Origin of the sequence: Jiella avicenniae, assembly GCF_021390325.1 — a bacterium.
GTDB classification, from domain to species: Bacteria; Pseudomonadota; Alphaproteobacteria; order Rhizobiales; family Rhizobiaceae; genus Jiella; species Jiella avicenniae.
In genome coordinates this window covers 203,241-225,387 of record NZ_JAJUWU010000007.1, presented here as the reverse complement: position 1 = coordinate 225,387, position 22,147 = coordinate 203,241, and the positions used below count along the sequence as shown (strand labels likewise).

The window sequence follows — 22,147 nt, the reverse complement described above, 5'->3', positions numbered from 1 at the left end:
AACCGGAGCGGGCCGGAGCCCACTCCGATCGGTGTTCAGGCGGTTGCCGCGATCAGCGCTCGACCTCGCGCGCCCAGCGCTGGGTCCACTCCTGCCGGTTCGGGTTGATCACGTCCCAGTCGACCTTGACCAGCTTGGAAATCTGCTCGGGGCCGTAGGGCAGCGCCGCAGCGAGTTCCTCGGGCAGCTCGGTCTTCTTGTTGACCGGGCCGGAGCCCATGGCGTCGCCGAGCTTCACCTGAATCTCCGGATCGAGGAGATACTTGACGAAGGCCTGGGCGGCTTCCGGCGCGTCGCTCTCGACCACCGGACAGGCGGCGAGCATCAGCGCCACGGCACCTTCCTTCGGATAGGCGAACTTTGCCGGGAAGCCGGTGTCGGCCAGCGACTTGGTTCGGCCCGAGCCCCAGATCGACAGGGCGATCTCCTTGGACTGGAACAGTTCCGACATCTTGCCGGAGGACGGCTCGAAGACGAGGACGTTCGGCGCGACGTCGTCGGCCATGGCGGTGAAGCCCGGATCGATGTCCTTCTCGCCGCCGCCGTTGAGGCGCGCCATCATGACGAGGGTGTGGAGGCCGTAGGTGTTGGAAATCGGCGGGATCGAGAGGATCTGCTCGAACTTCGGATCTTCCAGATCCTTCCAGCTCGACGGCGGCTCCCAGCCCTTCTCCTTGAACCAGTCGGCGTTGTAGGTGAAGCCCGTGGCGACGAAGCCGACGCCGATCGAGTTCGGTCCGATCTTGGCGAGGTCGTAGATGTCGTCGGAAGCGACATCCTCGTCGAGCGGTGCGCAGAAGCCCAGCGCGTCGGCCTGGTACATCGGGCCGTCGTCGAGGATGACGACGTCGAGTTCCTGGTTGCCCTTCTGCGCCTGGAGGCGGGCGAGATTCTCGGTCGAGTTGCCGGCGACGAACTGGATGGTGACGTCGTGGGTCTTCTCGAATTGCGGAATGATCAGTTCCTTCATCAAGGTCTCGAAGGAGCCGCCATAGCCGCCGACCGTCAGTGTCTTGGTCTGCGCCTGGGCGGCGACGGACGCGATGAGCGAACCCGCCGCAGCGAGCATGAGGATGCGTTTCTTCATGGGGACCCCTGCCGTTGCCTGTTTTCGTGCAGGCCTATCGTTTAGGCGTTTCCCATTCCGCGCAAATGAAATTAAAGGATAGACTCATTCCAATGGGTTATGAGGTTGCGCGGTGGCACCGCCGAACGTCCGCCAGTTGAGCGCCTTCAACGCCATCATGAAGGCCGGATCCGTCACCGAAGCGGCAGAGCGGCTGTTCGTCAGCCAGCCCGCCGTCACCAAGCTTCTCAAGGGCTTCGAGGAAGCGTGCGGCTTCAGCCTGTTCGAGCGCGGACAGGGACGGCTGAAGCCGACCGCCGAGGCGCGGCAGATGTTCGCCGAGACCGAAAAGCTGGAAGCGGGGATGCTGCGGATCTCGCGGCTCGCCGAATCGATCCGCAATCTGGAGCGCGGCGAGGTCTCGGCCGTCACCTTTCCCGGCCTCAGCATGCATGTCGCGCCCCAGGCTGCGGCCACCATCCTGGCGCGCAGCCCGCAGGTGCGGTTGCAATTGTTCAGCCGCACCTCGCGCAGCATCGAGGACGCGATGGTCACCGGCAAGGCCGATTTCGGCATCGGCCTCTTGCCCTCGGCCTCGGCGTCGCTGCAGGCGGAGAAATTCGTCGAGGTCGAATTGTTTCTCGCTCTGCCGGCCGACCATCGTCTCGCCGGGCACGAGAGCGTGGACGTCGCGGATCTCGATGGCGAACGCCTGATCGCTCTCGGCCGGGAGGATCTCTCCTACCCGGTCATCGAGGCGGCCTTCCACCGCGCCGGGGCGAAGATGAACCCCGTCGCCGAGGTGCAGATGGCGGATGCGGCCTGCGAGATGGTGGCGGAAGGGGCGGGCATTTCGGTCGTGCCCTCCCTCGCCGCGGCCGGGGCACGGGACGGCCGGCTGGTGTTCAGGCGGCTGCGGCAACAGGTCCAGATGACCTCGTGGCTGATCACCCCGCGCGGCGAGCCGATGGCAATGCTGGCGGCGAGCTTCCTCGACGAAATCAGGATGCGCATCCATCGGCTTCAGGACGAAATGGGCCGGCCCCGTCCCGGCCCGAAGGCGCCGCAGCCGGTCGTCCCGATGGTCTGACCATGCGGTCGAGCTCGGGGGTTGCGCCTCCCTCTCCTGCCATCCGCCGTACTTCCGGCACGCCGGCCGCCTCGGGGTGGAAGCCTCATGCCGTCAGGCCGAACCCCTGCATCAGTCGGCGCGTCACCGCATCGCCGTGGCCGGACGTGAAGACCGCCACGTCGACATGGCGCTCGATCGGCGTTTCGAGCGGAATGACCGGCAGGATCGACAGTGCGCGCCGGGCGATGGCCTCGGCCGGATCGAGCCAGTCGACCGGCCAGGGCGCCATCTTGCGCATGCGGTTGACGATGAAGGGATAGTGGGTGCAGGCGAGCACCACGATGTCCGTCCGCCGACCGTCCTTTTCGACGAAGCACGGTGCGATCTCGGCCCGCACCGCCTCTTCCTCGACCAGCCCCTGGCGCATGTAGGCCTCGGCGAGAGCGGCGAGCTGGAAGCTGCCGACCAGCCGGACCTCGCATTTCGTCGCCCATTGGTCGATCAGGTCGCGGGTATATTGCCGCTTCACCGTGCCGGGCGTCGCCAGCACCGAGACGAGGCCCGATCGGGTGCGCTCGGCGGCCGGCTTGATCGCCGGCACGGTGCCGACGAAGGCCATCTGCGGATAGGCGGCGCGCAATGCGTCGAGCGCCAGGGTCGAGGCGGTGTTGCAGGCGATGACGCAGGCGACCGGGTCGTGCTCGGCGATGAGGCCGCCGAACAGCGCGACGAGACGCTGCCTGAGGGCGGCCTCCTCCCAGTTGCCATACGGGAAGGCGGCGTCGTCGGCGACATAGACGAAGCGTCGCTCGGGCATCAGCACGCGCGCTTCGCGCAGCACCGTCAGCCCGCCGATTCCGCTGTCCAGGACCAGCACCGGTCTGTGTCCGCGGGGCGCCTCGGCGTTCACGAGGCGTCTCCGAGCTTCTTGCGAAGCTGCGCCGCCTCGTAGTCGAAGGCCTTGATGACGCCGCGCAGGGTGTGAACTTCCGGCTCCGACAGGTTGGCCTTGGTCAGCATCGTCCTCAGATTCTGGGTCATCACCTCCCGCTTCGGCTCGGGGAAGAAATAACCGGCCCGCTCCAGCGATGCCTCAAGATGGTGGAACAGCCGGAAGAGGTCGTCCTTGGTCGCCGGCTCCGGCAGCTTGGCCTCGAAGCGGGGAGAAAGATCGCCGCCCCGGCCCGCCGCCTGCCAGGCATAGCTCATCAGGAGCACCGCCTGGGCGATGTTGAGCGATGCGAATTTCGGATCGACCGGAAAGGTGACGATCTCGTCGGCAAGGCCGACCTCATGATTGTTGAGGCCCCAGCGCTCGCGGCCGAACAGGATGCCGGTGCCCTGCCCCTCGGCCGCGCGGCGCCTCAGATCCGCCGCCGCCTCTTCCGGCCCGCGCACCGGCTTGAAGCTGTCGCGCGCCCGCGCCGTCGTCGCCAGCACGAAGTTGAGATCCGCGGTCGCTTCCTCGACGGTGTCGTAGAGGCTGACGGCATCGATGACATGATCGGCCCGCGAGGCGGCGGCCCGGGCCTTCTCGCTCGGCCAGCCGTCGCGCGGGTTCACCAGGCGCAGATCCGCGAGACCGAAATTCGCCATGGCGCGCGCCACCATGCCGATGTTTTCGCCGAGCTGCGGCTCGACGAGGACGATGGCAAAACCGGCGCGGCGGGACGTTTCGTCGTCCAAGACTGAAAACTCCTTCATCGGCGGCGATCGCGCGGCAACATGGCGGCGCTCGGCCCGCTCGATACCGTGTCGCGTCCGACGAGCCAAGCCGCACGATCCCCGCCGCTCACGTCGCGAACCCGTCGATCCCCTGCCACGCCGCCCGTCGCGCCGCCTCCGGGTCGGCGACGATGCGGTCCTTCAGGCCGAAGATCATCGTCGTTCTCGCCTCCGGCGCATAGGCCGGCCAGTCGGCGCCGGGCCGGCCGTCCCGCACGAAGCGGAGCCAGTGGTCGCGCATCCGCACGGCCAACTCGTGGCGGCGCGGATCGGGCAGAAGGCCGAGATAGACGGCGCGGAACGGCCGCATGAAATCGGCGAAGATCAGCGGCAGATCCACCGAATGGGTCGCGCCGAGCCGGGCGAGCGGTCCCTTCGCCTCCCAGTCGAGGCGATAGGAGAACACCGCATTCCCGGCCGCCGCATGGTTGTCCGCAAAGGCGATCGTCGGCATGCGGAAGACCAGATCGGTGCCGAAGGCGATGCGCCCGCGCCGATCGTCGGCGTAGAGCCCGGCGATCTGCTCTGCCGCTTGCGGCCCGGCAAAGCGCGCCACCATCGCCGTCATCTCGGCCTTTCCCGTCTTCATCGGCAGCAGCGGCAGGTCGGTGAAGAAGGAGAACTCGTCCCGCGTCGTGCCGATGATCAACGGCACCGGCTTTGCCGCCTTCGCCAGCGCGGCGGGAAGCGCCGAGCCGAGCTCACATTCATCCACATGGGGCCGGGAAATCACCCCGGTGTGGTTTTCCACGGCCGCCGCCGCAGCATCGTGCAGCCGTTTCGGCGACAGCGCGAACAAAGGATCCGGACCGTGCGACAGTCCCATGCCGCGGCGAAGCTCCGCACCGATCTGCCGCGCCCGGTCCCGGCCATAGAAGAGGCTGAGCGTCCCGGACTGCATGATGGCGCGGGCGTAGAAGGGCTGCGATCCCTTCGTCACCAGATGCCAGGCGACGGAGACCGAGCCCGCCGATTCGCCGGCGATCGTCACGCGGCCCGGATCGCCGCCGAAGGCCGCGATGTTCTCCCGCACCCATTGAAGCGCCAGCCGCTGGTCGAGGAGGCCGGCATTCGCCGCGAAGCGCTCGTCGCCCGGAAAGACCTCGGCGAAGGGATTGAAGCCGAGAAGCCCGAGCCGGTAGTTCAGGGTGACCACCACCACGTCGCCGCGCGCCGCCAGATCGTCCCCCGGATACTGGCTGCCGGCGCCGATGATGAATCCGCCGCCATGGATGAACACCAGCACCGGCCGTTTGCCCCGAACGTCCGGCGTCCAGACGTTCAGGCTGAGGCAGTCCTCGGAAAACTCGGTGACGAGGCCCGCCATCCTGCCGATCGGGGCAGGCATCGCGCGGCGCTGCGGCGCGGCCGCACCAAAGGAGAAGGCTTCGAAGGGCCGAGCGAAGGCCGCCTTCGCTTCAGGCCTTGCGAACCGCCTCTGCCCGATCGGCGGCTCGCCGTAGGGGATCCCGAGGAAACGCACGACATCGCCGTGCCGCCGCCCGACGAGACGGCCGCAAGCCGCCTCGATCCGCACTTCGGCTACCATCGCTCAACCCGAAATCCGCTCGGTCCCCGCCGGACGATGCTGCGACGCACCCTGCCCGTCTCCCTCTCGCTTTGCGTCTGCCATGTCGGGTGTTATAGGGCCGGGCAATGGATCACCCATCCGTTGACGGCACCGGCGCATGCCGGGCCCCTCTCACTCTCCAAGGAAGGCACCCCATGGCGAAGATCAAGGTCGCAAACCCGGTCGTGGAACTCGACGGCGACGAGATGACCCGGATCATCTGGCAGTTCATCAAGGACAAGCTGATCCATCCCTATCTCGACATCGACCTTGAATATTACGACCTCGGCATGGAGCATCGCGACGGGACCGACGATCAGGTCACCGTCGACGCGGCCAACGCCATCAAGAAGCACGGCGTCGGCGTCAAATGCGCGACGATCACGCCGGACGAGGCCCGCGTCGAGGAATTCGGCCTGAAGAAGATGTGGCGCTCGCCGAACGGCACGATCCGCAACATCCTCGGCGGCGTCATCTTCCGCGAGCCGATCATCATGAAGAACGTGCCGCGGCTCGTTCCCGGCTGGACCAAGCCGATCATCGTCGGCCGCCACGCCTTCGGCGACCAGTACCGCGCCACCGACTTCAGATTCCCCGGCAAGGGCAAGCTGACGATGAAGTTCGTCGGCGAGGACGGCCAGACGATCGAGCACGAGGTGTTCGACGCCCCGGCCGCCGGCGTCGCCATGGGCATGTACAACCTCGACGAGTCGATCCGCGACTTCGCCCGGGCGTCGTTCAACTACGCCCTGCAGCGCAACGTTCCCTGCTATCTCTCCACCAAGAACACCATCCTGAAGGCCTATGACGGCCGCTTCAAGGACATCTTCCAGGAGATCTTCGACGCCGAGTTCAAGGCCGAATTCGACGCCAGGAAGCTGACCTACGAGCACCGCCTGATCGACGACATGGTCGCCGCCGCGCTGAAGTGGTCGGGCGGCTATGTCTGGGCCTGCAAGAACTACGACGGCGACGTCCAGTCGGACATCGTCGCCCAGGGCTTCGGCTCGCTCGGCCTGATGACCTCCGTCCTGATGACGCCCGACGGCCAGACCGTCGAAGCCGAGGCGGCCCACGGCACGGTGACCCGGCACTATCGCCAGCACCAGAAGGGTCAGGAGACCTCGACCAACCCGATCGCCTCGATCTTCGCCTGGACGCGGGGCCTCGCCCATCGCGCCAAGCTCGACGACAACGACGCGCTCGCGGAATTCGCCGCCAAGATGGAAAAGGTCTGCATCGACACCGTCGAGAGCGGCTTCATGACCAAGGATCTGGCGCTCCTGATCGGCCCCGACCAGTCCTGGCTGACGACCAACGGCTTCCTCGACAAGATCGACGAGAACCTCAAGAAGGCGATGGCCGCCTCGTAACCTCCCCGAACCGGAACGCGAACGAAAGGCCCGCCGCGGTTCATCCGCGGCGGGCCTTTCGTTTCAAGCGAGGAGCAGCGTCCAGATCCTGATCGAGGCCGTCGACCGCCCGCAGCGCGCCCATCCCCGGCCCGTGGCGGCAGCGAGACGGACCACCCAGGACACCTGGAACCAAGCCGGGATCGACCCGGCCGCGGAACGAAAGCCGTCGGAACCGGCTGGCGGGCGTCAGCCCGCCATCGCCGCCTCGACCGCGGCGACCGCCTGCGCGGCGTTGTCGCCTTCGGGGCCGCCGGCCTGCGCCATGTCGGGCCGTCCGCCGCCGCCCTTGCCGCCGATCGCGCCGCTCGCGGCTCTGACGAGTTCGACGGCATCGAACCGGCCCGTGAGATCCGCCGTCACGCCGACGACGACCGAGGCCTTGCCGTCGGCGACGGCGACCAGCGTGACGACACCCGAGCCGATCTGAGCTTTGGTTTCGTCGACGAGGCCCTTCAGGTCCTTCGGCGAGACGCCTTCGAGAACGCGTCCGACGAAGGAAACGCCGGCCACCTCCTGCGGCGCGGCACCGGAGGAAGACCCGCCGCCGTCGCCGACGAGGGCGAGCTTCTTCTTCGCCTCCGCCAACTCGCGCTCGAGCCGGCGGCGTTCCTCGACGATCGCGTCGAGACGGTCCGCCACGTCGCCCTGGGACACCTTCAGCGCCGCCGCCATCCGGCGGACGCGCTGGTCCTGCTCCAGGAGATGGGCCCGCGCCGCATCGCCGGTCAGCGCTTCCACCCGGCGCACGCCGGCCGCGACGCCGCCTTCGGCGACGACGTGGACGAGGCCGATGTCGCCGGTCGCGCGCACATGCGTGCCGCCGCAGAGTTCGACCGAATAGGCCTTGCCGGCCTTCTCGCCCTCTTCGGCGACGCCCATCGAGACGACCCGAACCTCGTCGCCGTATTTTTCGCCGAACAGCGCCATCGCGCCCGACGCGATCGCATCGTCCACCGCCATCAGCCGTGTCTCGACCGGCGCGTTCTGCAGGATGATGCCATTGGCCAGCCGCTCGACCTCGGCGATCTCCGCCGCCTCGATGGGCTTGGGATGAGAAAAGTCGAAGCGCAGCCGGTCTGGCGCCACCATCGAGCCTTTCTGCGCCACGTGACTGCCGAGCACCTCGCGCAGCGCCTCGTGCAGCAGATGCGTCGCCGAATGGTTGGCGCGGATCTGCGTGCGCCGGCGGTGATCGACCTCGAGATCGAGCGCCATGCCGACCGTCACCCGCCCCCGGGTGACGCGAGCGCGGTGGACGAAAAGGCCCTCGGCGAACTTGCGGGTATCGGTGACGGCGATCTCGACGCCCTCGCCGCGCATGACGCCGGTGTCGCCGAGCTGGCCACCGGATTCGCCATAGAACGGCGTCTGGTTGACGACCACCGAGATTTCGTCGCCCTCGCCGGCCTCCCGCACCTCGGCGCCGTCCTTGACCAGAGCGACGACCGCGCCTTCTGCGCGCTCGGTGCCGTAGCCGAGGAATTCGGTCGCGCCGACGCGCTCGCGGATCGGATACCAGACGTTCTCGGCCGCGGCCTCGCCGGAACCGGCCCAGCTCGCCCGCGCCTCGGCCTTCTGGCGCTCCATCGCGGTGTTGAAGCTGTCGAGGTCGACCTCGATGCCGCGCTGGCGCAGGGCATCCTGCGTCAGGTCGAGCGGAAAGCCGTAGGTGTCGTAGAGCTTGAAGGCGGTCTCGCCGGACAGGCGCTCGCCGGTCGACATGCCCTCGGTCGCGTCGGCCAGAAGCGTCAGACCGCGATCGAGCGTCTGCAGGAAGCGCTTCTCCTCGAGCTTCAGCGTCTCCGCGATCAGCGCCTCGGCACGGCCGAGTTCGGGATAGGCCCGCCCCATCTCGGCGACCAGCGTCGGCACCAGCTTGAACAGCACCGGCTCCTGCGCGCCGAGCATCCGGGCATGGCGCATGGCCCGGCGCATGATCCGGCGCAGGACGTAGCCGCGGCCCTCGTTCGACGGCAGGACGCCATCGGCGATGAGGAAGGACGTCGCGCGCAGGTGATCGGCGATCACCCGGTGGCTCGCCAGCCTGTCACCGACCGCCTCGGAGCCGATCGCCCGTTCGACGGCGCCGATCAGCACCTTGAAGAGATCGGTCTCGTAATTCGAATGAACGCCCTGCAGGATCGCCGCCATGCGTTCGAGACCCATGCCGGTGTCGATCGACGGCCGCGGCAGGTCGAGCCGCGTCGCCGCGTCGACCTGATCGAACTGCATGAAGACGAGATTCCAGAACTCCAGGAACCGGTCGCCGTCCTCGTCGGGGCTCCCCGGAGGGCCGCCGGCGACGCTCTCGCCCTGGTCGAAGAAGATCTCCGAGCAGGGACCGCAAGGGCCGGTCTCGCCCATCGTCCAGAAATTGTCCGACGTCGGGATGCGGATGATCCGCTCGTCCGAGAGGCCGGCGATCTTCTTCCACAGGGTCGCCGCCTCGTCGTCTTCCGAAAAGACGGTGACGAGGAGTCGCTCCTTCGGAAGACCGAATTCCTTGGTGGTCAGGTTCCAGGCGAGCTCGATCGCCCGGTCCTTGAAATAGTCGCCGAAGGAAAAATTCCCCAGCATCTCGAAGAAAGTGTGATGTCGCGCGGTGTAGCCGACATTGTCGAGGTCGTTGTGCTTGCCGCCGGCCCGAACCACCTTCTGGGCCGTCGTCGCCCGGTCGTAGGGACGCTTTTCGAGGCCGGTGAAGACGTTCTTGAACTGCACCATCCCGGCGTTGGTGAACATCAGCGTCGGGTCGTTGCGCGGCACCAGCGGCGACGAGGCAACCCGCTCGTGTCCGTTCTTCTCGAAATATCCGAGAAAAGCCGACCGGATTTCGTTGACGCCACTCATGAGCGAGACCTTCGCAAGACAGGACGGAAAGACCGCGCCGACGGACCTCGATGTTCGGACGGCGGGCGGGATTGCCGGCCTTTTACAAAGGCCGGCCCGTCCTGTCCATCGGACCTCCGGTCACGGCCGGATCGGCGGCGGCGCTCAGTCTTCGACGGCGTCGTCGTCGCGTCCGTCATCGAGAAGCTGCTCGGCGAGGAGGCCGGCATTCTGGCGGATCGACGTCTCGATCTCGGTGGCGACCTGCGGATTGTCGCGCAGAAAACCCTTGGCGTTCTCGCGCCCCTGCCCCAGCCGCTGGCTGTTGTAGGAGAACCAGGCCCCCGACTTCTCGACGATGCCGGACTTCACGCCGAGATCGATCAGTTCGCCGGTCTTCGACACGCCCTCGCCATACATGATGTCGAACTCGACCTGCTTGAAGGGCGGCGCCAGCTTGTTCTTGACGACCTTCACCTTGGTCTGGTTGCCGGTGACCTCGTCGCGATCCTTGATCGAGCCGATCCGGCGAATGTCGAGGCGAACCGAGGCATAGAACTTCAGGGCGTTGCCGCCCGTCGTCGTCTCGGGCGAGCCGAACATCACGCCGATCTTCATGCGGATCTGGTTGATGAAGATGACCATGCATTTCGACCGGGAGATCGAACCGGTCAGCTTGCGCAGCGCCTGGCTCATCAGCCGGGCCTGCATGCCGGGGAGCGAATCGCCCATCTCGCCCTCGATCTCGGCCCGCGGCGTCAGGGCCGCGACGGAATCGACGACGAGAATGTCGATCGCGCCGGACCGCACCAGCGTGTCGGTGATCTCCAGCGCCTGTTCGCCGGTATCGGGCTGGGAGATCAGGAGATTTTCGAGATCGACGCCGAGCTTGCGGGCATAGACCGGATCGAGCGCGTGTTCGGCGTCGACGAAGGCGCAGATGCCTCCCTTCTTCTGGGCCTCGGCGATGGTGTGCAGGGCGAGCGTCGTCTTGCCCGAGCTTTCCGGGCCGTAGATTTCGATGATCCGGCCTTTCGGCAGACCGCCGATACCGAGCGCGATGTCGAGCCCGAGCGAGCCGGTGGAGACGGTTTCGACCTCGACGATCTTGTCGTTCTGGCCGAGCCGCATGATCGAGCCCTTGCCGAAGGCGCGTTCGATCTGCGACAGAGCCGCATCGAGAGCCTTGTTCTTGTCCAACGAATTATCCTCGACGAGACGGAGAGCATTTTGTGCCATGGTGACGAGACCTTATTTCACGCGCCGGTAAGGGGTGCAACATGTACGAGCTTTCTTCATCCGTACCGTATTTGTTCTCATCGTGCAAGCGTGTGATCGCGTTTTGTTCTGCGCGCCGAATCGCCTCGCCGAATGTCCATCCGTGAAGAAATCATGAACCCCGGCGCGGTTTCTCCTTCGGACCGTGGCGCGTTCCTGCTGCTTGGCGCCGCGCATGTCGATCGCCGGGCGAAAGCCGACGGGCCGTTCCATCCCGGCGCCTCCAATCCCGGCGTTCTGGCCGATTCGCCCGGTGGCTCCGCCTTCAACGCCGCCGTCGCGCTGCGGGCGATGGGCTGCCCGGTGGCCTTTGTGGGGGCACGAGGCGGCGACGCCGACGGCCGGCGGATCGCCGCCGAGATCGAGGCTTGCGGGCTGCGGGATTTGAGTGCGACGTTCCTCGATCGCAAGACGCCGACCTATACGGCGGTTCTCGACGATCACGGCGAACTCGTCGCCGGCGTCGCCGACATGGCACTCTACGAGCTTCTCGGGCCGAAGCTCCTCAAGCGGCGCAACGTCCGGGACGCGATCGCCGCGGCCGACGCGCTGATCATCGATGCCAATCTGCCCGCCGCGACCATCGCCGCAGCCGTCGAGGCCGCGGGCGAGCGGCCGGTTTCGGCCATCGGCGTATCGCCGGCCAAGGTCCGGCGACTTCTCGGCGTGCTGCCGCGCCTTTCCGCCCTGTTCGTCTCCCGCGCCGAGGCAGCCGCTCTCGTCGAGGTGACGGCGGCGACCAATCTCGGCCTCATCGCCGAACTGCTCGCCGAACTCGGGACACGCCGTGCCGTGATCTCCGACGGGGCGCTGGAGGCGGTGGTCCTCGACGCCGGCAAGCTGGTGTTTCAGCGTCCGCCCATCGTTCGCCCGCGGGACGTGACCGGCGCCGGCGACACGCTGGCCGCCGTCGCATCCGCGGCGCATCTCGGCGGAACGAGCTTTGTCGAGAGCGCCCGGCGCGGCATCGCCGCCGCCTCGCTGCGGGTCGGCGCCACGGCGTTTCCGCCGGACGATCTGCCCGCCGAGATCGAACGCCTCTACGACCATCTGACCGACCCGACGCCACGGACGTGAAGCCGACATGCCAGCCAAGACCCCGCCCCTCGTTTTGTCTCCCCGCGTCGCCGCCGCAAAGGCCGCCGGAGCGCCCCTCGTCGCCCTGGAATCGACGATCGTCACCCACGGCATGCCGCATCCGCAGAATTTCCGGACGGCCCTCGCCGTCGAGGCCGCGGTGCGGGCGGCCGGCGCCGAGCCGGCGACCATCGCGGTCCTCGACGGCGTGCTACGGATCGGGCTGGAGGAAGACGAACTCGCCGCTCTCGCCGAAGCCGCCGGGGTCCTGAAGCTGTCGCGGGCGGACCTGGCTTTTGCCGTCGCCTTCGGCCGGACCGGCTCGACCACCGTCGCGGCGACGATGATCGCCGCCAGAGCCGCCGGGATTTCGGTCTTCGCCACCGGCGGCATCGGCGGTGTGCATCGCGGCGGGGCATCGAGCCTCGACGTTTCGGCCGATCTCGAGGAACTCGCCCGCACCGACGTGATCGTCGTCTCGGCCGGCGCCAAGGCGATCCTCGATATCGGCCTGACGCTCGAATATCTCGAGACGAAGGGCGTCCCGGTCGTCGCCTATGGCAGTGACGAGCTTCCCGCCTTCTGGTCGCGCGAATCCGGCCACAAGGCGCCGCTCCGGCTCGACCGGGCCGAGGAGATCGCACGCTTTCAGAAGGCCCGTGCGGATCTCGGCATCGACGGCGGCATGCTCGTCGCCAATCCGCTTTCGGCCGAACACGCCATTCCCAGATCCACCATCGAGGGCTGGATCGACAGGGCACTCGCCGATGCGACCGCGGCCGGCGTCGTCGGCAAGGCGGTCACGCCCTTCCTGCTCGGGCGCATCGTCGAACTCAGCGACGGACGCTCGCTCGAAGCCAACATCGCCCTCATCGAGGCGAATGCGAAACTCGCCGGCGAGATCGCCGTGGCGCTCGCAACGCGGTGAAGTCCGGCACTCACGCGGTCTGCACGGGCCTGCTCCGCGCGGCCGGCCCGAGGGAAATCGCCCTCAGCCCTCGTTCAGCATGGTCTTCACGGCGACGGCGAGTTCGCGCAGCGAGAAGGGTTTGGCGAGGAAGCCGAACTTCTCCCCCTCGGGCATGTTCTTGGCGAAGGCCTCTTCCGCGTAGCCGGAGACGAAGATGAACTTGAGGTCGGGCCGGGTCTTGCGCATTTCCCGCAGCAGCGTCGGCCCGTCCATTTCGGGCATCACCACGTCGGACACGACGATGTCGATCTCGCCATCCAGTTCCTCCAGCACCTCCAGCGCCTCGACGCCCGACGCCGCCTCCTTGACGTCGTAGCCGCGCATCGTCAGCGCGCGGGAATTGACCGCCCGCACGTTGTCCTCGTCCTCGACGAGGAGGATCGTCGCGGTGCCGGACAGATCCATCTTGGCGCCGGCAGCCCCCGCAGCCGCGGCGGCGGCGATCTCGGGACCCTGTCCGACCGCTTCTTCCGGGACGAAGCGCGGCAGGAATATCCGGAAGGTCGTGCCTTCGCCGGGCGTCGAATCGACGTAGATGAAGCCGTTCGACTGCTTGATAATGCCGTAGACCATGGACAGGCCGAGGCCGGTTCCCTTGCCGATCTCCTTGGTGGTGAAGAACGGCTCGAAGATCCGCTCGGCGACTTCCGGCGGCATGCCGCTGCCGGTGTCGGCCACTTCCACGAGGACGTAGTCTCCGTCGACGAGCTCCGCATAGCCGAACTGGGCCGTCTCCGCGGCGCTGACGTTGCGCGTGGCGATGGTGATCTTGCCGCCGTTCGGCATCGCGTCTCGGGCGTTCTGGACGAGATTGGTGATCACCTGCTCGAACTGGCCGATGTCGGCCATGACCGGCCAGAGGTCGCGGGCGTGCTGGCGCTCCAGTTGCGCGTGGTCGCCGCTGACGCGCTTCAGGAGGAGGTGCATGTCGGCGACGACGTCGGTCAGGTTCAGCATTTTCGGCCGCATCGTCTGGCGGCGCGAATAGGCGAGCAGCTGGCGCACCAGCGAGGCGGCCCGGTTGGCGCTCTGCTTGATCAGCAGAAGATCCTGGAAGGACGGGTCTCCGGTGCGGTGGTTGAGCAGCAGGAAATCCACCGAGGCGGTGATGATCGTCAGGACGTTGTTGAAGTCGTGGGCGATGCCGCCGGCCAGATTGCCGATCGCCTGCATCTTCTGGCTCTTGGCGATCTGGTCTTCGAGGGCCCGCTGCTCGGTGATGTCGACGCCGTAGAGGATCGCGCATTCGTCGCCGTCCGGGCCGACCCTCGGCACCGAGCTGAGATAGAGCCTGACCGTGCGCGGCCTCTCCTCCGCGACTTCGGCGTCGACCGGGGCGATGCCGGAGCGGCCGGTCTCGGCCTCGGCGAGCGCCTTGCGAAACTCTTCATGGCCGGCTTCGCGGATCGCCGAGGCGAAGCCGGCCGCGCCTTCCGCCGCCTCGGCGCCGAAGAGCCTGCGGAACACCGGATTCGAGCGGACCACCCGGCCCGCCGGGTTGAGCGTCGCGATCGCCATGGGCGAGGAGTTGAAGAAGCGGGTGAAGCGCGCCTCGGCGAGTTCGACCGGCGTCGCCGCGTCGTTTTCGCCGCTGCGGTCGAGAACCAGGGTGCGGACGATCCCCGGCGCGGCGCTGTCGTCGCCGACCGGGCGGCGCAGCAGCCGAACCGGCAGGCTTCGGCCCGAGGCGGTGATCAGATCGATGTCATCGATCCCCTCGGCATTGGCTTTGGAGCGTTCGGTGTAGAGCGAGCGGCAGGACGGCGCCAGAAACTCGACGAAGGAGCGCTGATAGGGTTTGACGTCGGCGAGATCGAGGCCGAGCCACTCGGCGAGGGTCGCGTTGATGTATGCGATGCGGTGCTCCGCATCGGACGCGAAAAAGCCGGCCGGTGCCTTGTCGAGATAGTCGATGGCGTGCTGGAGGTCCTGGAACGATGATTCCTCGTGCTTGCGGTCGGCGGTGATGTCGAGGATCTGCCAGGCCTGCATCTGGCCGCCGCGGCTCGGCAGCGGGCGCACCGTCACCCGATACCAGCACGGCATGGCCTCGCCCTGCGCCGCAGGCGCGAGACTGTGGGCTAGGCGAAACTCCCGTTGCCCCGCGCGTCCGTCCCGCGCCAGATTGGCGAGATGGTAGATCGCTTCCGTCGCTTCGGCTTCGCGGGCCAGGAGGCGTTCGAGGCTGCGCACTTCGCCCGGCCGGGTCGCCCCCGTCAGGTCGCCATAGGCGCGGTTGGCATAGACCACCTGGCCGCGCCGATCGAGAATCAACAGGCCGGTGCGGGCGGTGTCGAGGAAGTCCTTGGCGATGCCGCCATCGCTCGCCCGGCTGGAAAACCGCAGGAGACCGAGCGCCGATGCGAAGATCGCGGCGATCCCGATCATCGACAGAATGCCGAAGATGACGAAGACCGCGACTTCGCCATAGCTGCGGCCGAACATGGCAAGGCTCGCACCGGCGAGGATCAACGCCCCGCCCAGCAACAACAGCCGCCGGACGCCCGATGCCGCCGCCGTTCGGTCGATCAAGGGTTTGTCGATCATCCCCTGAGCCGCTCCGTTCATCGCTATCTGCCCCTCTTGCCCGACGATTCGGGTTGAGTGTGGAGGATACCCACAGACGAATCGAGCGTCGACCGGCCTTTTCATCGCAGCCGCCGACGCCGATGGGGCGAGGCTCGCATTCGTTCCTTGCGCCGATCCGATGCTCTCCCCAAAAGCACGCCGGGGACGGCAACTCGGCCGAAGAGCCGGGTCGGACCGGCAAAAGGCTTGCCCGCCTTGCATTTATGCGTCACCGCTGTTTACGGGACCCGCATATGCCGAACGGCCTGTTGAGGAGATATCGCAACCATGCCGCAATGGATGGTCGATCTGTTCGGAGCAAGTCTCGCTCCGATCGTCTGGGTGGCAATCGTCGCCGCGATGGTCTGCATTCTGGCGATCGTCGTCATGCTGCTGGCCAAGCGTCTCCTGGCCAACGGCACGACGCTCGGGCCCCGCATGCGGGCGCCGCGGTTGCAGATCGTCGACGTCACCCGCGTCGACGACAAGCGCAAGCTGGTGCTGGTGCGACGGGACGACGTCGAACATCTGGTTCTCGTCGGCGGACAGACCGACCTCCTCGTCGAGGCTTCGATCACCCGCCTTCCCGCCTCGCCGCGGCCGAGCCGTTCCGAGGACGCGCGGCTCGACGTTCCGGCGGCGGGCGCACCGGCATCCGGGCGACGTGAACCCGCGGCGCCGCCCATGACGGCGTCGCGGCAGAACGGAGACCATGGGGCCGTTTCCACGGAACGGGTGCCTTTGCCCTCGGAACGCTGGCCGCAGGCGGCACCCCGCGCCGACCCCGTGATCGCCGCCGAGCCGCGCCCGGCGCCGGCCCAGCGCCCACGCGCAGAAACGCCGCCGCAGCCGACACCCCGCGCGGCGGAGGACTTCCCCGTTGCCGAAACCAGACCACGGGAAAGCAACGGGACGGCAAGCGCCGGACAGACGCAGACGGTCGAGACACGCAGGCCCGCCCCCATCCGCCAGCCCGCCCCCGTTCCGTCGGTGGAAGTGCCGTTGAAGCCGAGCGAGCCGCCGGCTCTCAATCCCTCGACCATGGCGTTTTCGCGCGCCACGCCGACGCTGCGGTCGAAGGCGGACGGCGATTCGCTCGAACCCGCGATGCGGCCGCAAAGCGGGATCGAGCCCGAACTGGCGGTGCCTGCCCCGGTCGCCGAGCCGGCGCCGCGTCGGAACGGGAATGCCGGTCCCGGCGGCGGCACGCCGACGCCGGTCGCCGCGCCGACGATCGATCCCACCCCCCGCTCCCTGCCGGTGGGGGCAGGCGCCGATCGCCAAGTCTCGAGCGAAGTGGCCGCGGAGCGAAGGGCGGCGGCGCGCCCGGCGGCAAGCGCCGGCGAGGACGGGCGGCCGCTCTCCGTCCGCAGCTTTGCGAGCGCCATCCAGTCGCGGCGCTATGGTCGAACCGATACGCCGCCGCGCGCGCCCGTGGCTTCGCCTGCACCGCCGGCATCGGCGCGCCCCGGCGAGAGCAGGGCCGAAGCCGGCAGCCGCGAGGCTGCAAGCCGCAGCATCGAGGATTTTCTCTCCGCCGATCTCACCTCGCAGCTGAGCGAGGACATCGACGCGGCGTTTGCGGAACAAGCCGCCGCCACGGCGGCCGAGGCTCCCCGGCCGTCGCCGGCCGCCGCCCCTCCAGCGGCAGCGCCGCAACGAACCGGCGAAGCCACGCCCGGCGGCCCGGCAAAAGCCGACGCGGCCGAGGCCCCGGCGGCAAAGGGCGGCGAGCCGCCTGAGGCAGCTCAGGCGCCCACCGGCCCGAAAGCCCCGCCGCGCGAAGCCGACCAGCGTCAGGCCCCGCAGCCCCGCACGCCCGCCGCCCCCGATCACGCGAAAGCGACCGCTGCCCCCGCGCAGGCCTCCGCCGCATCCACCGCGACCGAAAGCAACCCGGCGCCGACCGAGGCTGCGCAGGCCCGTCCAGCGCCGCAGCCTCGGCCTGCCGTGTCGCAGGTCCCCGCCACCAAGCCCGCGGCAAACCCCGCTCCCGCACCGGCGAGCGCTTCCGACGGCGCAGGGCGCCCCTCGGCCGCGGCTGAACGCGCGCCTGCTCCCGTCGCCGCTCCGGCGATGCCGCAAAGACAGGCGCGGGCGTCCCAGGAAATCGATCTCGAGGAAGAGATGAAGCGGCTTCTCGGCGAGCTCGACCTCGACGGTCCGAGCGAACAGCGCAAGGCCTGATCGGGCCGTTCTTCGAGGCGTCCGCCACACCGGCAGAGCCCTCATCGAGGCCGGCGTGGCCCCTGCCCCGAGCAGCCATGAGCGTCAGGTCGACCCAGGCGCCCGGACATCGCGTTCCGGGCGTGGGCCGTCACACCCCGGTCAGGGGAACGATCTTCGAGCCGTCGGAAAACCGCGACAGGCGGAAGGCCGCCGGATCGACGATCGGGCTCGCCCCGGCGACGAGATCGGCGGCGAGCCGCCCTGCCCCCGGACCGAGACCGAAGCCGTGCCCGGAAAAGCCGGTCGCGACGACGAGGCCCGGCCGCTTCTCCACCGTCGAGATCACCGGCACGGCGTCCGGCGTCACGTCGATCAGCCCCGCCCAGCGCTGGGCGATCCTGGCGCCCCGGAACGCCGGGAAGGCCGCGGCCAGCCGGGCGAGCGCGGCGTCGGTCATGGCGACGTTCGGTTCGGGATCGAGGATGCGGGTCTCCTCATAGGCCGAGATCTCGTCGTCCGCCCGGCGGCGCATGTCCCGCCACTCGCGGACGAACCGCTTGCCGATGCGCGGCGAAAGCGCCGACCACTCCATCTTCAAGGCCGGCACGAACGCCTTGAGGAAGCGGAAGCTGTCGGGCGTCAGATCGTAGACGTTGGAGGCGAGCGTCGAGACGGTGTAGCCGCCGTCGGCGCGCTTGCGGACGGAAAAGTCCGGCCCGCGCACCGTCAGCTCCGGGCCGTCCGGCACCGGCTCGGTGCGGCAGACGGAGTTGAGCACCTTCAGCTGCGGCAGCGTCACGTCGATGCCGCGCAGCAGGAGCCGCGACCAGGCGCCACCCGCCACCACGACCCGTCCGGCGGCGATCCGCCCCTTTTCCGTGACCACCCCGGCGATCCGACCACCGGCGACGTCGATCCGGCGCACCGCGCAATTGGTGAGGATGCTCGCGCCCCTGGCCCTGGCGGCGCGGGCGATGGCGGGAGCGGCGCGCTGCGGCTCGGCCCGCCCGTCGGTCGGCGAGTAGAGCCCGCCGTCATAGGCGAGTTCCATCTCCGGCAGCATCGCCCGGATCTCTCCCGAATCGACCGGGCCGACGCGGATCTGCTTGCCCTCGATGTGCTTCAGCCAGTCGAGATTCTGCTGCTTGAAATCCTCGGAGTGGAACGGCACGACGATGCCGCACTGGCGATAGCCGAGATCGGCGCCGACGCGCTCCCCCAGCGTTTCCCAGATGCGGATCGACGCCGCCATCAGGTCGATCTCGCGCGGATCGCGCCGGGACATGCGGACCCAACCCCAGTTGCGGCTGGATTGCTCTCCGGCGATCACGCCTTTTTCCAGAAGCGCCACGGAGAAGCCGCGCTCGACCAGTTCCAGCGCCGTCGAGGTGCCGACGATGCCGCCACCGATGACGACGACGTCGACTTCCTTCGGCAGGGTGGCGTCGCTTTCCACCGGGTCGGGTGTCGGTCCGGGCATGATCGGGCTCTCCTTCGTTGCAAACGGCCGCAGCATCGCCGAACGGCGGGCGACGCGGGTTTTCCGGGTTGGAGGGTGGGCTTCGACACCGCGCAGGGCTAGTCTGTAAGAGGCGTCGAAGCGTCGGTGAGAGACAGATGCCCCATTCGCCACTTCCGGATCTTGCCGCCCAGTCGATCGGCTTCGTGCTCCTGCCGGGCTTTGCGATGATGTCCTTTGCGAGCGCGACCGAGCCGTTGCGGGCCGCCAATCTCCTCGCCGGCCGCGAACTCTATCGCATCCGCCATTTCGGCGCCGAGAGCGGCGAAGTCATATCCTCAGGCGGGATCGGCATCGCGACCGACCCGGTGGCAATGGCTTCGCCGGAGCTTTCGATGCTGTTCGTCTGCGCCGGCGGCCGGCCGGCCGACTGGAATGTGCCGCAGATCCATGCGGCCCTGCGGCGGCTCTCGCGGAGCGGCACCCGGCTCGGCGGCATTTCCGGCGGCGCCTATGTGCTCGCCACCGCAGGCCTCTTGTCCGGACGCGACTTCACCATCCATTGGGAGCATGCCGCCGCCCTGAAGGAGGCGTTTCCCGACCTCGAGCCACGGCCGGCGCGCTACGTGCTCGACCGGGACCGTCTCACCTGCGGCGGCGGCGTCGCACCGCTCGACATGATGCATGCGCTGATCGGCGAGCGGATGGGGCCGGCCTTCGCCCGGCGCGTGTCGGACTGGTTCCTCCACACCGAGATCGGCGAAGCCTCGGCGCCGCAGCGCGCCGCGCTGGCCGAACGCTACGGCGTCCATCGGCCGGCGCTCCTCGCCGCGCTGGAGCGGATGGAGGCGGTCATCGAGGCGCCGCTGTCGCGAAGCGAGATCGCCCGCTATGCCGGAGTATCGGTGCGCCAGCTCGACCGCCTCTTCGCCGGCCATCTCGGGAGGAGCTTTTCACAGGTCTACCAGGCGATCCGCGTCCGCCACGCGATTCGCCTTCTGCGCCAGAGCCCGCTGGACATCTCCGAGATCGCTCTGGCGACGGGCTTCGTCAGCCCTTCGCATTTCGCCCGGGTGATCCGGGCGGAAACCGGTCTTTCACCGTCGAAGCTGCGGAAAAGCGGCCCCGGCTTTCCTGAGAGTTGAAATCCATTCACCCCGAGGATAACTGCGGGAGGACCAGCAGGAGTACCCCATGTCCGGACCCGCCGCCAAGCCCGCGAAATCCGCCCAAGCCGACTCCGGCAGCACCGGCGGACAGCCCGCGCTGACACAGGATCCGCATGCCGTCCGTGAGGCCAAGGAGAACAACCTCGAGGCGGCAATCGGCCACGAGGTTCGCGCCTTCCGCAAGACGCTCGGGATCACGGTCAGCGATCTCGCCTCGGCGACCGGCATCTCGCTCGGCATGCTGTCGAAAATCGAGAACGGCAACATCTCGCCCTCGCTGACGACGCTGCAGGCGCTGTCCCGCGCCCTCGGCGTGCCGCTGACCGCCTTCTTCCGCCGGTTCGAGGAGGTCCGCAACGCGGTCTTCGTGAAAGCCGGGGAAGGCGTCGAGCTGGAGCGGCGCGGCACCCGGGCCGGCCATCAGTACAATCTCCTCGGCCACATCGACAACAACTCCAGCGGCGTCACCGTCGAGCCCTATCTGATCACCCTCACCACCGGTTCCGACGTCTTCCCGACCTTCCAGCACGACGGCATGGAGTTCCTCTACATGCTGGAAGGCGAAGTGATCTATCGCCACGCCGACAGCCGCTACCACATGCGGCCCGGCGACAGCTTCTTCTTCGATGCCGACGCGCCGCACGGGCCCGAGGAACTGGTCGCGCTGCCGGCGCGCTATCTTTCGATCATCTGCTATCCGCAGCGCGGCCGGATCGAATGAGGGGGCTGCCCCGCGCCTGAACAACCCTTCTGGAGAAAAACTCTTTCTTCACAGTTGACGAACGCAAATCGCTCTGTCAGGCTTCCTTGCATCGAAAGTCACAGGGAAGCGTGGTCATGTGCGGCATCGTCGGATTGTTTCTGAAGGATCGCGCTCTCGAAGATCGGCTCGGCGAGATGCTGTCCGACATGCTGATCACGATGACCGATCGCGGGCCCGACTCGGCCGGCATCGCGATCTATGGCAAGGCCACCCCCGGCCGGATGAAGGTCACCGTCCAGTCCGACGCGCCTCGCACGGAGTTTCCGGTCCTCGAAACTCTCGTCCGTGACGTGGCGGGCAAGTCTGCCCCTATTACCGTCAAGGATAGCCACGCGGTGATCGAGATCGACCGCGAAAAGGTCGACGCGCTGCGCGCCGCCTTCGCCGCGGCACCGCAGACGTTCCGGATCATGAGCGTCGGCGAGACCATGGAGATCTACAAGGAGACGGGCCTTCCCAAGGACGTCGTCTCCCGCTTTGCGATCCGCTCGATGCGCGGCACCCACGGCATCGGCCACACGCGGATGGCGACGGAATCGGCGGTGACGACCCTCGGCGCCCATCCCTTCTCCACCGGCGACGACCAGTGTCTCGTCCACAACGGCTCGCTTTCGAACCACAACAATCTGCGGCGCGACCTCCTCCGGCAGGGCATCGGCTTCGAGACCGAAAACGATTCCGAGGTCGCCGCCGCCTATCTCACCGCCCGCATGCGGGCCGGCAGCAACCTCGGCGAGGCGCTGACCAGCGCGCTCGACGACCTCGACGGCTTCTTCACCTTCGTCGTCGGGACGAAGACCGGCTTCGGCGTGTTGCGCGATCCGATCGCCTGCAAGCCCGCGGTGATGGCCGAGACCGAGCGCTACGTCGCCTTCGGGTCCGAATACCGCGCACTCGTCGGATTGCCCGGCATCGACGCTGCCCGTGTCTGGGAGCCCGAGCCCGCCTCGGTCTATTTCTGGGATCGGGACGGCGCCGCCGGCCAGGCGATGCTCGCCGCCTGATCCGACCGACACG

Annotated in this window: 16 protein-coding genes; 8 read left to right on the top strand and 8 right to left on the bottom strand. The window is 68.1% G+C overall.

The window, feature by feature from the left end:
• Positions 1-52 precede the first annotated feature (52 nt).
• Positions 53-1,087 (bottom strand): ABC transporter substrate-binding protein, encoded by a 1,035-nt coding sequence (locus LZD57_RS08780; protein WP_233719232.1) that lies wholly within the window; start codon positions 1,085-1,087, stop codon positions 53-55.
• 112 nt (positions 1,088-1,199) lie between these two features.
• Here LZD57_RS08780 and LZD57_RS08775 point away from each other — a divergent pair, with 112 nt between their 5' ends.
• Positions 1,200-2,156, top strand: coding sequence for a LysR substrate-binding domain-containing protein (locus tag LZD57_RS08775; protein WP_233719231.1), 957 nt, complete (start codon positions 1,200-1,202; stop codon positions 2,154-2,156).
• Between the two features lie 85 nt (positions 2,157-2,241).
• Here LZD57_RS08775 and murI read toward each other — a convergent pair whose 3' ends face one another.
• The 3 genes from murI to LZD57_RS08760 all read right to left on the bottom strand — a co-directional run bounded on the left by murI (position 2,242) and on the right by LZD57_RS08760 (position 5,412).
• On the bottom strand, positions 2,242-3,015 hold the full coding sequence (gene murI / locus LZD57_RS08770; protein WP_233719230.1) for a glutamate racemase: 774 nt from the start codon (positions 3,013-3,015) through the stop codon (positions 2,242-2,244).
• Between the two features lie 29 nt (positions 3,016-3,044).
• Complete coding sequence (locus LZD57_RS08765; RefSeq protein WP_233719229.1) at positions 3,045-3,842, bottom strand: RNA methyltransferase; 798 nt, start codon at positions 3,840-3,842, stop codon at positions 3,045-3,047.
• An 88-nt stretch (positions 3,843-3,930) separates the two neighbouring features.
• Positions 3,931-5,412, bottom strand: coding sequence for a carboxylesterase/lipase family protein (locus LZD57_RS08760; protein ID WP_233719228.1), 1,482 nt, complete (start codon positions 5,410-5,412; stop codon positions 3,931-3,933).
• A 176-nt stretch (positions 5,413-5,588) separates the two neighbouring features.
• On the opposite strand from LZD57_RS08760, the gene LZD57_RS08755 reads away from it, so the two are divergent.
• On the top strand, positions 5,589-6,806 hold the full coding sequence (locus LZD57_RS08755) for an NADP-dependent isocitrate dehydrogenase (protein WP_233719227.1): 1,218 nt from the start codon (positions 5,589-5,591) through the stop codon (positions 6,804-6,806).
• A gap of 228 nt (positions 6,807-7,034) precedes the next feature.
• Here LZD57_RS08755 and alaS read toward each other — a convergent pair whose 3' ends face one another.
• Together alaS and recA are read right to left on the bottom strand one after the other, a co-directional pair.
• Complete coding sequence (alaS, locus tag LZD57_RS08750) at positions 7,035-9,698, bottom strand: alanine--tRNA ligase (protein WP_233719226.1); 2,664 nt, start codon at positions 9,696-9,698, stop codon at positions 7,035-7,037.
• Positions 9,699-9,842: 144 nt separating this feature from the next.
• Positions 9,843-10,916, bottom strand: coding sequence for a recombinase RecA (gene recA / locus LZD57_RS08745; RefSeq protein ID WP_233719225.1), 1,074 nt, complete (start codon positions 10,914-10,916; stop codon positions 9,843-9,845).
• 132 nt (positions 10,917-11,048) lie between these two features.
• Here recA and LZD57_RS08740 point away from each other — a divergent pair, with 132 nt between their 5' ends.
• Together LZD57_RS08740 and LZD57_RS08735 are read left to right on the top strand one after the other, a co-directional pair.
• Entirely contained in the window at positions 11,049-12,032 is a 984-nt protein-coding gene (locus LZD57_RS08740; protein WP_233719224.1) for a PfkB family carbohydrate kinase, read from the top strand.
• 7 nt (positions 12,033-12,039) lie between these two features.
• Positions 12,040-12,960, top strand: a complete 921-nt coding sequence (locus LZD57_RS08735; protein ID WP_233719223.1) for a pseudouridine-5'-phosphate glycosidase — start codon at positions 12,040-12,042, stop codon at positions 12,958-12,960.
• A gap of 63 nt (positions 12,961-13,023) precedes the next feature.
• On the opposite strand, the gene cckA is transcribed toward LZD57_RS08735, so the two are convergent.
• Positions 13,024-15,570, bottom strand: a complete 2,547-nt coding sequence (gene cckA / locus LZD57_RS08730; RefSeq protein ID WP_420844775.1) for a cell cycle histidine kinase CckA — start codon at positions 15,568-15,570, stop codon at positions 13,024-13,026.
• Between the two features lie 288 nt (positions 15,571-15,858).
• On the opposite strand from cckA, the gene LZD57_RS08725 reads away from it, so the two are divergent.
• Entirely contained in the window at positions 15,859-17,757 is a 1,899-nt protein-coding gene (locus LZD57_RS08725; protein ID WP_233719221.1) for a flagellar biosynthetic protein FliO, read from the top strand.
• A gap of 130 nt (positions 17,758-17,887) precedes the next feature.
• On the opposite strand, the gene LZD57_RS08720 is transcribed toward LZD57_RS08725, so the two are convergent.
• Positions 17,888-19,219: an NAD(P)/FAD-dependent oxidoreductase gene (locus tag LZD57_RS08720; RefSeq protein WP_233719220.1), complete on the bottom strand. Its 1,332-nt coding sequence runs from the start codon at positions 19,217-19,219 to the stop codon at positions 17,888-17,890.
• A 137-nt stretch (positions 19,220-19,356) separates the two neighbouring features.
• Here LZD57_RS08720 and LZD57_RS08715 point away from each other — a divergent pair, with 137 nt between their 5' ends.
• The 3 genes from LZD57_RS08715 (at position 19,357) to LZD57_RS08705 (ending at position 22,134) form a co-directional block, all read left to right on the top strand.
• Positions 19,357-20,343, top strand: a complete 987-nt coding sequence (locus LZD57_RS08715) for a GlxA family transcriptional regulator (protein ID WP_233719219.1) — start codon at positions 19,357-19,359, stop codon at positions 20,341-20,343.
• 49 nt (positions 20,344-20,392) lie between these two features.
• Positions 20,393-21,088, top strand: a complete 696-nt coding sequence (locus tag LZD57_RS08710; protein WP_233719218.1) for a helix-turn-helix domain-containing protein — start codon at positions 20,393-20,395, stop codon at positions 21,086-21,088.
• 116 nt (positions 21,089-21,204) lie between these two features.
• Entirely contained in the window at positions 21,205-22,134 is a 930-nt protein-coding gene (locus LZD57_RS08705; RefSeq protein WP_233719217.1) for a class II glutamine amidotransferase, read from the top strand.
• Positions 22,135-22,147 lie beyond the last annotated feature (13 nt).